Origin of the sequence: Microvirga aerophila (assembly GCF_003332305.1) — a bacterium.
GTDB lineage: Bacteria > Pseudomonadota > Alphaproteobacteria > Rhizobiales > Beijerinckiaceae > Microvirga > Microvirga aerophila.
In genome coordinates this window covers 1-14,478 of the sequence record NZ_QOIO01000081.1, presented here as the reverse complement: position 1 = coordinate 14,478, position 14,478 = coordinate 1, and the positions used below count along the sequence as shown (strand labels likewise).

The following is a 14,478-nucleotide window of genomic DNA, read 5'->3' as shown; positions in this document are numbered from 1 at the left end:
AATTCTACATCTGCCTGTTAGCGGTCGAGGATTTGACCTGCGAGATCTGTGGGCCCGGAATGTCGCCTTCTGGCACTTCTCGGAAGGAGCGCTTTGGTCTGCTCATGGGCAGTCAGCAGACCCTCAGTTCATCTGCTGTTCGTTACTCTTTGACCCGTTACAGACCTTCCGTGAGTTGGATCCAGGAATGGGTCAGCTCAATCGGCAAGTCCCTGGCGCGTACTCGTCGTCCGGCCTCCACTCGGCCAGAACCTCTTTCTTCTTTCCACTCCATCAGGGGATTGGACCATCGGCTTAAAAGCCATACGTCATGGAGGACCATTCTCCAGGGAGCAGACCAGTGCACCCATGCTTAGCTGGTAGTACTACTTTCCTCTGGCGCATGGTGGGTTTTCCACCCTTACAACAGGCGAGGGACGCATTCGCCAGCAGGTAGGCTCCCTCCGATCAAGGATGGGCGGTCATTGGCAGATTGTAGGGGCGGGGCGATAGGCGTACCATGGCCCATGAGCATGCAGCCGCGTTGGCGTGATAGACTCCGATCGGCGCTTGCGGGTCCTGAACAGGGACGCGCTTCGTTGGCGTCATCTCGCTGGGCGACGTCGCGGTGATGCAGGACGGCCATTATGCCGAGACTGCTCTGAGCGGCATCTCCGAACCGGGCGGACCGCACTCTCAGCCTGGTGGCTCTCGTCCCTGATGGTCCAGGAACTCACGTTTGAGCGGGCAGGACGATACGCGTGCCCACCTCGCCTCCGCAGAGGTTGAAGCTATGCAAGTGCAGGATCTAAGTTCCCCGGATCGTCCAAATGCTGGGTGGAAGTTCACCGAGGCGGTGAGGTTCTCCTGGACCCCGCACCCACTGCCATTGAGAAGGCCAGTGCGTTGACCATCCGTCCGAACACCGGACGCTCAGTTGAGGGTCTGGGCTGCATCGAGCAGACCTTGCTCATTCCCCTTGCCGCCCGTGCGCTCGCCCATCGCGTCTTTCCCAGCCGGGGCTTTGCTGATCCGGCTGCCGAAGCAATCGCCGCGCGCCTAGCTTACGACCTCACCCCATTCGAAGCCGATCGGGAGATGCTGCAGGGCTTGATCGAGCGCAGTGTGGTTTTGGATCGGCTCTTGCGCGACTTTCTCAACCGTCACCCCGACGCTCAAGTGCTCAGCCTTGGGTCCGGCCTGTCGACCCAGTTCGAGCGGCTTGATAACGGCCAACTCCACTGGGTGGATGTCGATCTGCCGAAGGTTGTGGAGTTGCGCCGCACCCTGTTCCCGCCCCACCCGCGCCGACGCCTGGTGACTGCGTCAGTTGCCGAGGCAGGCTGGGCCTCCAAGCTTGAATGTTCGCGCGGCCCGACTTTCGTGGTGGCCGAGGGTCTCCTGATGTATCTCGAGCGCGCGCAGGTTTTTCAGCTGGCGCGAGATCTTGCAGACGTGCGAAACGGTGGCCCGGCTGAGTTTGCCTACGACTACTACTGTGACCAGATGATCGGACAGGCGTGGCTGAACCCGTCCCTGCGCCGGCTCGGGGCCGAGTTCACATGGGGGATGGCGGGCCCGGAGGACCTGCCGCTCGGAGAGCCGCGCTGGGGTGTGATCAACACCTACCCGGTGATGGAGCGGCTGGGTTGGCCCTACGATCTGCTCTGGTCAGGGTTCCGCTTGTTCGCGGGTGTTCGGCCCTATGGCATCGCCCATTTACGGCTCTTGGATGATGCCTCAGGTGCCGGCGGGACGGGGGCCTGAAGGAAGCTTCGTGGCAATCGAGACGGGCCGACAGACTCTGAACCACGAAGCTGATTGCATGAGTGGCAACGGCCGGTGCCCCTCTGCTCAGCTCTTCACCCGCACATAGCGGCCCGGCGCATCCTCGATGGGGGTGAGCTTGCCCCCACCGATCTCGCGGGCCGGGACCCGCCTCCTGTCCTGCGCTTCGCTCCAGGCCTGCCAGTCCGGCCACCACGAGCCCCCATGCTCTTCTGCGGCTGCGAGCCAAGTCTCGAGCTCTCCCGCGGGCGGCCCGCCGGTCCAGTACTGATACCGGTTGCGTGCCGGCGGGTTCACGACCCCGGCGATATGGCCCGAGCCAGCAACAACAAACCGGACAGGCCCCCCAAGGACCTGTGCCCCTAAGCACACCGACCGTGCCGGTGCGATATGGTCCTCCCGCGCCGCCAAGTGGTAGATCGGGATGGTCACCTTCGAGAGGTCAAGGGTGACGCCACCGATCTGGAGGCGTCCCTGCGAGAGATCATTGTTGATGTAGCAGCGCCGCAGATAGAAGCTGTGGTTAGCGGCAGGGATGCGCGTCGAATCCGCGTTCCAGTACAGCAGGTCCAACGGCAGCGGCGTCTGACCCTTCATGTAAACGTCGACGACGTAGGGCCAGATCAGGTCATTGGAGCGCAGCAGATTGAAGGCAGCGGCCATCTTATGACCTTCGAAATAGCCGTGCCGGGCCATGTCCCTCTCGATGGCAGCCACCTGGTCTTCGTCGATGAAGATTGTCAGATCACCAGCTTGGCTGAAGTCCACCTGAGTGGTGAGGAAGGTGGCACTCTTAACACGGCTGCCCCCCGTCGCTGCCAGATAGGCCAACGTGGCGGCCAGCAGGGTTCCGCCGACGCAGTAACCGAGGGCATGGATCGCCCGCTCGCCCGTGGCTTGCTCGACCGCGTCCAGCGCCTCCAGGATGCCCTCGCGCATGTAGTCCTCGAAGGACCTGCTGGCGAGTGCCTTGGTAGGGTTCACCCAGGAGATCATGAAGACCGTCTGGCCCTGGTCCACCGCCCATTTGACGAACGACTTCTCGGGGCTGAGGTCGAGGATGTAGTACTTGTTGATCCACGGCGGCACGATCAGGAGCGGCCGCTTCAGAACCTTCTCTGTGGTCGGAGCATATTGGATCAGCTCGATCAGATCGTTGCGGAAGATGACCTTGCCGGGGGTGATCGCCAGGTTCTTGCCGACTTCGAACTGGGTCGCGTCGGTCTGCCGAATTTTGAGGTGCCCGCTGCCGCGCTCGATGTCTTCGGCGAGGAGCTGCATGCCCCGCACCAGGTTCTCGCCATCGGACGCGAAAGTCGCGTGGAGCAGCTCCGGGTTCGTGAACACCCAGTTAGATGGTGCGACAGCGTTGACGAGTTGCTTCATATAGAACCGGGCCTTGGCCCGGGTAGGTGGATCCAGCCCTTCGGCCATATCGACGAGGGCTTCCGCCCAGTGCGAGGTGATCAGGTAAGACTGTCGCAACAAGTCGAAGTAGGGGTTTTCTGACCAAGCGGGATGCTTGAACCGGGGATCTTGGGGAAGCGAGACGGTAAGTGGCCTCGCGTGCCCGTTCTCCAGTCCCATGAACCGGCGCATCGAAGAATGCCACAAATCAAAACAGCTGATCCAGAGTGCAACTTGGGCTTCTAACACCTTGTGAGGCTGTTGCAGCCAGGCTTGCTGGAGCTGAGCCAGTATTCTGAAAGCCGGAGCGAAATCGTCGGGCTGGGTGAAACGCGTCGGATTGATCGCATGGGGCTGCAGAAAGACGGCGGCGGCCTTGCCCGCTTCCTCGGCCAGCTGTGCCATATTGTGCGCGAAACGCTGCGGGTTCCTGATTTCGAAGCCGAGAGTTCGTGCCGCCTCAAACTGTTCCTGGCCCATTCTGAAGCCTTAAGGTAGGGGCTGTCGCTGCCCACTGCAGGACGAGATCCCGGCCAATCATACCACCAGTCCTGCTGTAAGATATTAAACTTGATTTAACGGACGGTGTCCGAGCAAGTCATCCCGATCAATGATCACTCGCTTTGGGCTTGGCCATGCCGCCAAGCTTTGCGCCACTGGCGCACCGCTCGACGGCTATAAGGCTTGACCACCTATGCTGGCCTGTCTCAGACGCCGACCTTCCGCGCTGGTGAGGATTGGGGATATGGTTCAGGTAGAGGGCATCGACCTTCTCCCTGAGCGGCCTCACACTCGCCGGGCTGGTGCGTGCCCCGTAGCTGGGGAGGCGGTCTTGGATGGCGAGGCACTTGGAAGGGCCAGCCCGCATCGTTGCGTGGATGGGTCGCCACACGAATGCTTGCAGAGCGAGCAGGAAAGCCACAAAACATGCAGCTGTGCCGCAAGCCTGAGATTGAAGACTGCGTATAATAAGGTAGAACTGAGTGATCCTTCGGTGGTAGCGGAGGCACCCATGATCTCCCTTCAAGATTTGATTGCCTTCTGTGATCTCACGCCTGAGGAAGTCCAGGTCGTGGCCGAGCACGAGCATGTCTCACAGGCCGCGGCGGCTGTGCTTGGCAATCTCCTGCTCCAAAGCCAGAGCGGGTGCGAACGGATCCGCGACATGCTGATGGATGAGATTCGCGCGGCCGTTCGGCAGCACGATGCTCCTCATGCTCGGCAGCTTGTCTCGACACTGCGGCACTTCCTGCACGAGCACCCGAATGTCGCGTTACGCGACGCTGCGTGAGACAACAATGGGATGCCTGAGCCGGTATTCCCATCGCGGTCTCTGGGCTCCTATGGCCTGGGGAAGGTACCGGCTTTGATCGGCATCCCGGTCGGGTCCTTCGGGAGCGAGCCCGACTGGGTTGCTGGTCTGAGGAGACCGAAGAGTGGCAAGCTTCGCACGTGGGTACTGACTTGGCGTCAATTGGCACGGATCGTCGGCTCCCAAAATTTAGCTGGCATTGACCCCGCAGATCCCTGGTGCCCAACCGCGTATGTCACCTAATGGGATGGTCCGGCCGTGCTCCCGCCCCGCTTGTTCGTAAACTGTGGGGCTTCAAGCCACGCAAGGAGCACGTCCCATGTCACGGTCTTCTGCCTCTGCCGTCATGGCCACCCTGGGCATCGATCTCGGCAAGAACAGCTTCCACCTTGTCGGTCAGGATCAGCGCGGCGCCATCGTGCTGCGGGTCAAGCTCTCCCGGACGCAGCTTACGCAGCGCCTAGCCAATATTCCGCCGTGCCTGATCGGCATGGAGGCCTGTGCGGGCGCTCACCACATCGGTCGTCAGCTCCAGGACCTCGGCCATGACGTGCGTCTGATCCCGGCCCAGTACGTGAAGCCGTTTCTCAAGGGGCACAAGAATGACTACCGCGATGCTGAAGCCATTGCGGAGGCGGTGCAACGGCCCACCATGTCCTTCGTGGCAATCAAGACCCCGGACCAGATGGATCTGCTCGCCCTGCACCGGGTGCGCTCGCGTCTGGTGGGTCAGCGCACCGGCGTCACCAATCAAATCCGGGGCTTTCTTCTCGAGCGTGGCATCACCGTGCGGCAGGGGCTCGCGCCCGTGCGGCAGACCCTGCCGGGCGTCCTGACTTCGTCCCTTGATCGAACAGGATGCTGTGCTCGTGTCTCCTCACCAACACAGCATGGAGCGTCTAGTAGAAGTCCTCGCGCGTGCCGATCCGTGCGGCCTCAACCGCCGCAATGGCATCGAGAACCGCCCCTGGGCTGACCGGCAGACCTGCAATCCGCAAGGCACGCGCGAAATCCTCTGCCAACAGGCGCGAGCGCACGGATCTCTCGGTCACCGGCGCCTGGATCGCCCATCGCACATCCAGCCCGACGGATGTGGTGTCAACCCGCGCGACGCTTCAGGCATGGCCGACACATCACCAAGAAGCATGGCCTCAAGACCAATTCGGCGCCCGGCTTACGGTAAGGAGCGGTCCAGACGCTCTGCCGTGTTTCAGAAGCGGTCGCATCCGGTTGGTCGACCTATGCCCGCCCGGGTGCGATGTTTTGTTGTGCCCCTTGGTGAGCAAGGGGGCACGACCCGTCTTCCTTAAGTGTCTCCGTCTTAGCAGTTGTCGGCCGCTGCTGCGCAAGCGGTGTTGAGGACGGTGGTGAAGTTGTTGTCGAGGTTCGACGCCCCGAGGTACTTTGGTTCCTCGGGAGTCGGACCATAGGATGTGACGGCGATCAGGTAGTTGTTCCCCAGCAGTCCTTCCTCACTGCCGGCTGGAGCTACGCCGAAGTCCTGGATCCATGGCCCGCCGCTCGCGCCGCCGCGCATTGCGGAGCCGTAGATGATGGTGTTGCTGCCTCCATCGGCGAAACTGCCCGCGTTCGTCTGTTCCATGCGGTTGCAGGAGTCGAGATTGCACGGGTAGCCCAACATCGTGACATGGTTCTTCGAGAGCATCTGCGTCCGCCAACCAAGCCATCCCGTCACGTCGCCGATCCGGCGGATCTGGCCGTTGACCGTTTGGTCGTTCATCGTCATGAAGGCGACGTCGCCGGCGTTGGGGACCGAGCCGTCTGACAGGTGCCAGGCATTGAGAACCCACTGCTGATTGCTTGTCCAGGATCCGAAGGGTGCGGCGCCGTCGTTGTATGAGGGAACGAAGAGGAAGCTGGTGTAGAAGTACCGCTGCGCCGCGTCGGTGCTGGGATGCGAGACGCAGTGTCCGGCCGTAACGACGATGCGGGGCCGCAGCACCGATGCCGTGCACACCATGTTCTCGTTGGTTCGCGGATCGCGGAAGAACAGCTTGCCCGCCGTTCGATAGGGATACGCCATCAGGGCACCGTCGGGAAACACGCGGGTAGTCGAAAAGAACGCGCCGAAGCTGCTGGTCGCCCGAGGGCGGGCCGCATCACGTTCGAGGGTTCTATCCTCGGGGGACGAACCAAGATGACGCCTGAGGCTATCCCCGGGCTCGACTGATGGAGGCGAGGACTCGCCTTGCCCGAGCGGACGCACCGAACGCGTGACTTCGGGTGCCTCGATCTGGGCACCCTCCGGCAAGCCTTGAGGACCAACCCTCGTCGGCGTGGGCAATTCCGGCGGCCGGGCCGATCGGATCCTCTCCGGCGTCCAGTAGGTCTGCGTCGTGGTTGCCTCGGACTGGAAATTCTGTGATGCCGAGCCTCCCTGCTGCGAGGGTGTCTGCGGAGGGGGCTGCTGTTGCCCGTGCACCGTGGCTGGAAGAACAAGGAAAAAAGCCGGGACTGCGGCGATGGCCAAGCGTAAACAGCCTGAAGCGCCTGCGCGTAAGGTCATATCTCTTCTCCCGATCTGTCGACTGCCAGCGCACGACGTGGGACTAAGGCTCAACCATTGGGATCCGTCCCTTGACCTACGATTGACCTGCGGTTTGCGCGGTTCTTCGGGGACTTAAGGGAACTGTCACTTACAGGAACTGTCTATGCGGTCATGGGACCGGCAAAGTACTGTGCTGGCGCTTGGCGACCATAGTACCATAGGTTCCATCGATGATGAAGGTATGGATCGTTCCCGCTCTCCACCATGCCCGCGGTACCCGGTCCCTTCATCCGTTGGGCATGCAGGAACTGATCGTGGATCGCACTATCATGGTCCGTGAGAGCGATGGTGATGTCGATGCGGGGATACGCCTATGGTGGGGCAACAACTCCGGAATCACTGCGAGCGGCGAGGTCTGGGCTGGAGCCTTTCTCGTGCCGGCGAACGGCCTGAATGGCCAATCCGGTATCGCTACGAAACTAAGTTCCCGCTCGGAGGCCCCATCTAGGGACAAGGAACCGAAAGCGGCTCCGCATCTGCCGCACCTGCCGCAGCGCAACCTCTTTCATTAAGTGGATAACTTAAAGCGTGGCTTCAAACCATTGCTGGGCCATTGCTGGGAGAGAAGGCCTCTGCTCTCGTGCAGTCCTCAATTAGGGGCCTTCATGAAAGCACTCGCGCATCGACCTACTCGTGACGGACGTGGGGCTGCCGGGCCTGAACGGACGCCAACTCGCCGATCAGGCGCGGGAGATCCGGCCTGACCTGAAGGTGTTGTTCCTCACGGGTTATGCCGAGAACGCCACGCGGGCGAGCGGCTTCCTCGATCACGGCATGGAGATGATCATCAAGCCCTTCGCGGTCGATGCGCTAACCACCTGGCTCCGGGCAATGATCCAGGGGAGTGACGGATCAGGAGACGGCTTCAAGGTCTCAAATTGGCAGAGGCGGAAGTAGATCAAATTTCCGCACCCGTGACGTGAGCGGACCTTCATTTCGAGCGCTCTACTTCCTCGGTTGACCCTTTTCTGACGTTTAGCGCCGATCGGCGGATCCTATTCGCGGTCGCCACGGACGTGCCGCTGAGCTATTGTTCCCCGGTTTTATGGAATGACGCGCCACAAGTTCGAAGCAGCGGGGGATGGATGTCACCGTCTCGAGCGAAGCGACGACTGGCAGCAATCATGGCAGCCGACGTGGTCGGCTACAGCCGATTGATCGACCTGGACGAGCAGGGTACGCTGGCCACGCTCAACGAGCGGCGCAAGGCAATCCTGGAGCCCCTCGTCCGTGACCATCATGGCCGTATCGTCAAGCTGATGGGGGATGGCGTTCTGGTCGAGTTCGCCAGCGCGGTCAATGCCGTAGGCTTTGCCGTTGACTTCCGGACGAGGATGGCGGCCGCGAACCAAGGTCTTGCCGAGGATCGGCATATCGTCCTGCGCATCGGCATCAATCTCGGTGATGTCGTCGTCGAAGGTGGTGACCTCTTCGGGGACAGCGTCATCATCGCCGTGAGGCTCCAGGCAATCGCCGAGCCCGGCGACATCTTCCTCTCCGGCAGCGTCTACGACCAGGTGAAGCGGAAGCTTGCCTTCGGCTTCGACGAGCTCGGGCCCAGGACGATCAAGAACATCGCCGAGCCTGTTCCCGTCTATCGCATCAAGGCATCGAGCCAATGGGAGGCCAGCGGGCCAGGAGAGAAGTCACCGTTGCCATTGCCTGCCGTCCCTTCCATCGCCGTGCTTCCGTTCACGAACATGATCAGCGATCCAGAGCAGGAAGCCTTCGTCGACGGACTGACCGAGGACTTGATCACTGACCTCTCACGGACCCGCGGGTTGTTCGTCATCGCCAGCCACTCGGCTTTTGCCTACAAGGGCCGGAACGTGGATGTGCGCCGCATCGCGCGCGAGCTCGGCGTGCGATACATCCTTGAGGGGAGTGTGCGGCGGGCAGCGGGACGGGTCCGCATCAATGCCCAACTGATCGACGCTGTCGGGGGAAATCACCTTTGGGCGGAGAGGTTCGACCGGGGCATGGAGGACATCTTTGCCGTGCAGGACGAGGTCAGCGGCCAGATCGTCGAAGCGTTGGCAGGCCGCCTGATCGCCCCGCCGCCGCGGACCAGGCCGTCGAACCTGGAGGCTTACGATCTCTGCGTCCGAGCGCGGTCCCTGAGCCAGCACACCGCACTCGCCGCCAAGGAGGCGAACCTGCTGCTGGACCGTGCGCTCGAACTCGATCCGGACTATGCGGAGGCCCATCGTTTGCTGGCGCTCAATCTATGGCTGGGCTGGGAGTTCTGGGGAGAAGCGATCGATCCTACCCGCGCAAAGGCGGTGGGGGAGGCCGAAAGGGCCGTCGCACTCGACCCGAATGATGCGGCAAACCGATGGGCTCTCGGCATCATCCTGGGGCACGAACGCCGCTGGGCGGAGTCGGATGCCGAATTCGACGCCGCCCTCAAGCTGGACCCCAACCTTGCCGATGCATGGGCGATGCGCGCGGATCTCGCGACGTTGGGCAGCCGTACGGCCGAGGCCATTGACTTCGTGCAAAAGGCGCTCCGGCTCAATCCGCACCCGCCCGGTTGGTATTACTGGCAGTTGGGGCAGGCGCAGTATGCGGCCGAAGACTACGAGGCAGCGGTCCAGACATTTCGTCGACCCGAAACCTACCGCACGACATCGCGACGCCTGCTTGCGGCAAGCCTCGCGAAGCTGGGGCGTCTGGACGAGGCGCGCCGGGAAGCTGACCTGTTCATGATGAGCAGCCCGCATTTTACGATCCGGCATTGGTCCGCTTCGCAACCTTTCCGTGACGAAAACTTGCGGCGGCATTTTGAGGAGGGCTATCGCCTGGCAGGGCTGCCGGAATGATCGTCCTTGGCAAGCCTCCAGCCAGCCTTCGTCAGCGAGATCCGTTGCCCATCCTGGCGCAGACCCGGTACCGACAGGAGGTCGCCCTCGCCGTAATGGCTCTCGCCCATCGCCATCACATGGCAGAATCCTTCCCAATGGAGGGCACGCAAGCTCTCGGGAATGATGAGATCGAGCGACCGGCCGAGAGCCTCGTTGGCCCGATGGCCGAAGATCCGCTCGGCCCTTGGGTTCCACACCCGGATGAATCCCTTCGCGGTCCGTCGCCACCACGGCGTCAGCAGCGGAGGCCAGGATTGCACCCGCAACCAGCCGGTTCAGATCCATGCGCATATCCTCGGGTTTCGAAGCAGCCCAAGTAGGGAGACAGGACAAAAGAGAAGGTTGCTGGCCGACCAAGGCACATGCGTTCATCCAATGTGTCGGGCTTTATCGAACAATCCTCCATTCCCTTGGGATACTACAATGTCGATTGAGCGATGATGGCTCGTATCGACTCCGTGACCAGGCGATGGTCCTCAAGTTGAGGAAGACCACTCACGACGACCGCACCGACACACCCTGTATCTTTGACGTATATGGGAAACCCGCCTCCGGCGGCCGCATAGTCCTGCTCGGAAAGCCCATAACGCTGCAAGAACGGACGCCCTTTCACCTCCGCCTCGACGGACATGAAGAGGGAGCTGTGGTGGAAGCGTTGTACGACCGCTCGTTTCCGGCGAATCCACTCGGCATTGTCTGGCGTTGCCCCGGCCAATGCGGCAAAGAACAGTTGCTGGCCGTTCCTAGAAACCTCAATTGCGATCGGAAGGGAGGCGGCCTTCGCACGCTGGTAGATGTGGCTGCCGAGTGTCCACGCAACATCAGTGCCGAAGGACGGAAACTGTAGCTCCTGTTCCTCTGCTAGGAGTGCATCAAGACTGTTGCCGTCGTTCATCGTAGGTCTCCAAGTCGCTGAAGCGGATAGCCTTCGCCCTCAAGTTCAATCGCCTGATCAGAATGGCACGGAAGTCGTTGACGTTGGTCAACGTAGGACCCCTCATGACGAGTTGATCCCGTCTTGAAAAGTACCGATAGGCATCATTGTTCGCCAGGGACGCGGAGGCGTCCAGGGCAGGGAGGACGGGAGAAGGGCCGCCATCAAACCAAGCGTACCGGAGGCCTATGGGGATCTGCTGGCAGGGGCTTGGCTGATCTACCAGCTTTCTTGGCAAAGGAGCCGCGGAATAGGCAGGCGCGTCGTTGGAGACGGGCTCTGGTGCTAGGCCTTTCTAGGCCTTTCAGCGTCTCATTCTCCTGTTGCTCCTTTTGAGCCGGAGGGCTGTGCGCACAAGTTATAAGGGGTTTACCTTAGTTTATCAGATTCCGATAAGTCTATGTAAGCTCCCTATGATCGGCATAGGGGACTATTGCTGGAGAAGGACCCAGCATGCAGTGGGCCTGCACCAAATGCAGATAAGGATTCGGAAAGTCGCTCAATGGCACGAGGCAGACGAAAGCTGAACTTCCGCAGTCATAGGTAAGCTGACCTTCATAAGGCTATGCCCAACGGCTCAGTTTGACCCATTCCGGAACTTCCGTCTGCCCAAGACCACTTCACTCCGCGATCTGCTAATCCACTGGTGGCTCGGGCGTGAGATCCCTGATTTCTGGGAGGTGCGGCAAGCTGAGTTGCCACGCGTCACTGGGAAATGCATGTCGCAGGGCATAAAGAATAGATCGGGGCCTGGAGCGCTCTCGGGTGTCTTGGGCTTCCTAAACCATGGTATCGTCACCGACTGCAATCAGCAGGGCTGAGCCCGTCCTAGTAGCCTAGCTTGTAGTGGTAAGCCGTACTATGGCAATGCTGACAGTAAGCGACAGGGAGCTGTCTCGGATCGACATATTGCAGCGCATTGTCGATCGTGGCCTGACCTGCACCGCTGCGGCGTCGCTCCTCGGACTCAGCCAACGCCAAGTGCATCGCCTCATCAGTGCCTACCGTGCTCAAGGGGCGTCCGGGCTGGTCTCCAAGCGACGTGGTAAGCCAAGCAATCGAGGGTATCCCGCGACATTCCGCAACAACGTGATCGAATTCGTACGCGAGCACTACCCCAATTGCGGCGCAACCTTCGTCGCAAAGAAGCTGGCCGAGCACCACGGTGTGCGCGTCTCGCACGAGACGGTGCGGCGGTGGATGATCGACGGCGGCCTATCTAGCGGTGACACAAGAGATCAAGCCAAACGTACGGCATTCGAGTGGATGCGATCCGTTCTTCAGAAAAGGATCGGTGAAGAGGAACTGCATCGCGATAGCGGCGACCTCCCCGATCTCGCACGCTTGCTCCATTGTCTTTATGGTGGCCGCCTGCTCAACCGTAATCGCTCCATGGTCATTTTGGCAAAGCACCACGGGCTGGCGCCAGGTGTGATCTGCAATTTTCTCGGCATTTCTCAGAGAACATTCCAGACGTATTGGCGAGCCTTCGAACACGGCGGGACGACGGAACTGTTCTCGCGGCGGATCACGCCCGCCCGGAAGGTTGGCAATAATGAAGTCAAGGAGGCGGTGTTTAGCTTGCTGCACGAGCCGCCTAGCAACTATGGCGTCAACCGGACATCCTGGAGGATGGCCGACCTTTGTAGGATTCTGCGCCAGAAAGGGCAGTCAGTATCAGCCGAAGTCGTGCGTAAGATCACCAAGGCAGCAGGCTACCGGTGGCGCAAGGCTCGCGTGGTGCTCACATCGAACGATCCAGCTTATTCCGAAAGGCTCGACCACATTCGCGCCATTCTTTCCAGCCTCCGCCCCGACGAAGCGTTCTTCTCGATCGACGAGTACGGTCCCTTTGCCGTCAAGGCGAAGCCCGGACTGACACTGACCGCGCCTGGAGAACAGCGGACTGTGCCGCAATGGCAGAAATCTCGCGGGTGTTTGCTCATGACAGCGGCGCTTGAGCTGTCCGGCAACCAAGTCACCCACTTTTATAGTGCGAGAAAGAACACCGCGGAGATGATCCGCATAATGGAGGTCTTGGTCGATCAGTATCGCGACCGGAAGAAACTGTACCTTTCCTGGGACAGGGCCTCCTGGCACATCTCAAAGCGTCTCCTCAAACGCATCGAGGAGCACAATGCTGCCGTCCAGAGTGGTCAAGGCCCAATCGTCGAGACTGCGCCACTTCCAACGGGTGCCCAGTTCCTCAATGTGATCGAATCCGTCTTCAGCGGCATGGCTCGCGCGATCATCCACAACAGCGACTACAAGTCGGTGGACGACGCCAAGGTGGCGATAGACCGTTACCTTGAGGAACGCAACGCACACTTCAGGCAGCATCCCCGGCGGGCTGGCAACAAGATCTGGCGTATGGAGCGCGAGCCTGCGGCTTTTTCTGAAGCGAACAACTGCAAAGATCCACGCTATCGCTAAGGCACTCGTGCCCATGTGGCGCCTCTACGTTACATCGACAGTGCCGCGGCTATCTCGCTCCCCGTTTCGGGAGCAGTCCCGAGTGCTGCTTCCCCTGCCAATGCGCATAAACCGTCTGGTTAGGACCAGCCTTCATGTGGAGGAGGCAACGGCATTCCATAAAATGGTTCAGCCGCAAGTCGTACAACGAATGATGTGCAGTCGGATGCCCTCTAATGCCACAGGGCCGACCTTAGCCGCAGAAAGGTCTGTTCATGGCACGGAGCGGAAGTACGCCAAAGGCCCGCAATGTGGCGATAAGCGGACGTTTATCCCACCGCTATGCGGATTGCGTTTTGATCCTTAGTGCACATCCTCGGGCTGATCCGCCCGGGCACCTTCGGCAACGATCTCAAGCATGTCGTCGGGCAGCGGCCGCTGCAGCTCGAGAGCCTCCTCGACGGGTGCTGTGAGCCAGGTCTCGTAGTCCTCACGCGTGGTGAGGATGACCGGCATGGCCTTCGGATGGATCGGCCCGACGACGCCGTTCGGCTCCGAGGTGAGGAATGAGTAGAGCAGGTGCTCACCCTCGACCGGCTCGGCCTTGGTGCCGCGTACGCCCGTCCAAGGCCGCCAGATGCCCGCGAAGGGCCGGTCCTTGTTCACCGCGAACCAGACCGGTGTCTTGCGCGGCTTCGTGTCCTTGTACTCACTGAAGCTGCTGAGCGGCACGAGGCAGCGGTACCGCGGCTTCAGCCAAGCGCGCCAGAACGGCGAGGCGACGTTGCGCACGTTGGTGACCGGGTGGTTGCCGACCTTCGGCGGGGGCGGAAAGCCCCAGCGCATCTGGATCAGCTCGCGCTCGCCATCGACCTTCCGCACCACGGGAGCCATCTGGTCCGGAAAGATCGCGGGCAAGGGAGGTACGTTTCCGGCACTGTCGCGGCTGACCTCAAAGGCCCGGCGCATGGCTGCCTGGGTCGTATAGCTCGAATACAGATTGCACACGGGGGGCCTCCGGCGGGGCATCGCACCTTATGTGGCGGCGTCGGTTCTCATATCATAAAGAGGCTGGCATAGCTTGAGTATGACCGACAAGACGACCATCGCGATCTCCGGATTCGTAAAAGACAAGCCGCGGCCAGACTTCGACTTGCCGGCCGACCACATGCCCGAGGCCGAAGTAGCCTTGCGGCTGGCCGGGTTCATCTTA

General features: G+C 61.1%; 10 protein-coding genes and 3 pseudogenes. 7 read left to right on the top strand and 6 right to left on the bottom strand.

Going from position 1 to position 14,478, the window contains the following annotated elements:
* Positions 1–885: 885 nt before the first annotated feature.
* Positions 886–1,746, top strand: coding sequence for a class I SAM-dependent methyltransferase (locus tag DRB19_RS26530; protein ID WP_162815887.1), 861 nt, complete (start codon positions 886–888; stop codon positions 1,744–1,746).
* 87 nt (positions 1,747–1,833) lie between these two features.
* Here the strand turns inward: DRB19_RS26530 and phaC are convergent, their stop codons facing one another.
* Positions 1,834–3,579 carry a class I poly(R)-hydroxyalkanoic acid synthase gene (gene phaC, locus DRB19_RS26525; protein WP_245439844.1) on the bottom strand — a complete coding sequence of 582 codons (1,746 nt, stop codon included), beginning with the start codon at positions 3,577–3,579 and terminating at the stop codon, positions 1,834–1,836.
* Positions 3,580–4,186: 607 nt separating this feature from the next.
* On the opposite strand from phaC, the gene DRB19_RS30340 reads away from it, so the two are divergent.
* Together DRB19_RS30340 and DRB19_RS26515 are read left to right on the top strand one after the other, a co-directional pair.
* Complete coding sequence (locus tag DRB19_RS30340; protein ID WP_147022689.1) at positions 4,187–4,465, top strand: hypothetical protein; 279 nt, start codon at positions 4,187–4,189, stop codon at positions 4,463–4,465.
* A gap of 340 nt (positions 4,466–4,805) precedes the next feature.
* Positions 4,806–5,336 (top strand): annotated as a pseudogene (locus DRB19_RS26515) (IS110 family RNA-guided transposase); the annotation flags it as partial.
* A gap of 471 nt (positions 5,337–5,807) precedes the next feature.
* On the opposite strand, the gene DRB19_RS26510 reads toward DRB19_RS26515, so the two are convergent.
* Positions 5,808–7,013 carry a trypsin-like serine peptidase gene (locus tag DRB19_RS26510; protein ID WP_147022688.1) on the bottom strand — a complete coding sequence of 402 codons (1,206 nt, stop codon included), beginning with the start codon at positions 7,011–7,013 and terminating at the stop codon, positions 5,808–5,810.
* Between the two features lie 212 nt (positions 7,014–7,225).
* On the opposite strand from DRB19_RS26510, the gene DRB19_RS26505 reads away from it, so the two are divergent.
* The 3 genes and pseudogenes from DRB19_RS26505 to DRB19_RS26495 all read left to right on the top strand — a co-directional run bounded on the left by DRB19_RS26505 (position 7,226) and on the right by DRB19_RS26495 (position 9,877).
* Positions 7,226–7,567, top strand: coding sequence for a hypothetical protein (locus tag DRB19_RS26505; RefSeq protein WP_114189005.1), 342 nt, complete (start codon positions 7,226–7,228; stop codon positions 7,565–7,567).
* 106 nt (positions 7,568–7,673) lie between these two features.
* Positions 7,674–7,952, top strand: a pseudogene (locus DRB19_RS26500) (response regulator); the annotation flags it as partial.
* A 188-nt stretch (positions 7,953–8,140) separates the two neighbouring features.
* Positions 8,141–9,877: an adenylate/guanylate cyclase domain-containing protein gene (locus tag DRB19_RS26495; protein WP_114189003.1), complete on the top strand. Its 1,737-nt coding sequence runs from the start codon at positions 8,141–8,143 to the stop codon at positions 9,875–9,877.
* Positions 9,878–9,909: 32 nt separating this feature from the next.
* On the opposite strand, the pseudogene DRB19_RS26490 reads toward DRB19_RS26495, so the two are convergent.
* The 3 genes and pseudogenes from DRB19_RS26490 to DRB19_RS32065 all read right to left on the bottom strand — a co-directional run.
* Positions 9,910–10,204: pseudogene (locus tag DRB19_RS26490) on the bottom strand (PAS domain S-box protein); the annotation flags it as partial.
* 133 nt (positions 10,205–10,337) lie between these two features.
* Positions 10,338–10,814 (bottom strand): heme-degrading domain-containing protein, encoded by a 477-nt coding sequence (locus DRB19_RS26485; protein WP_114189002.1) that lies wholly within the window; start codon positions 10,812–10,814, stop codon positions 10,338–10,340.
* A complete protein-coding gene (locus tag DRB19_RS32065; RefSeq protein ID WP_114189001.1) occupies positions 10,792–11,091 on the bottom strand; it encodes an MOFRL family protein in 300 nt (99 codons plus the stop codon). Before DRB19_RS32065 ends, DRB19_RS26485 begins: the two co-directional genes overlap by 23 nt.
* Before the next feature lie 623 nt (positions 11,092–11,714).
* On the opposite strand from DRB19_RS32065, the gene DRB19_RS26475 reads away from it, so the two are divergent.
* A complete protein-coding gene (locus tag DRB19_RS26475) occupies positions 11,715–13,286 on the top strand; it encodes an IS630 family transposase (RefSeq protein WP_114189000.1) in 1,572 nt (523 codons plus the stop codon).
* Between the two features lie 342 nt (positions 13,287–13,628).
* On the opposite strand, the gene DRB19_RS26470 is transcribed toward DRB19_RS26475, so the two are convergent.
* A complete protein-coding gene (locus tag DRB19_RS26470; protein WP_114188999.1) occupies positions 13,629–14,273 on the bottom strand; it encodes an SOS response-associated peptidase in 645 nt (214 codons plus the stop codon).
* Between the last annotated feature and the right edge of the window lie 205 nt (positions 14,274–14,478).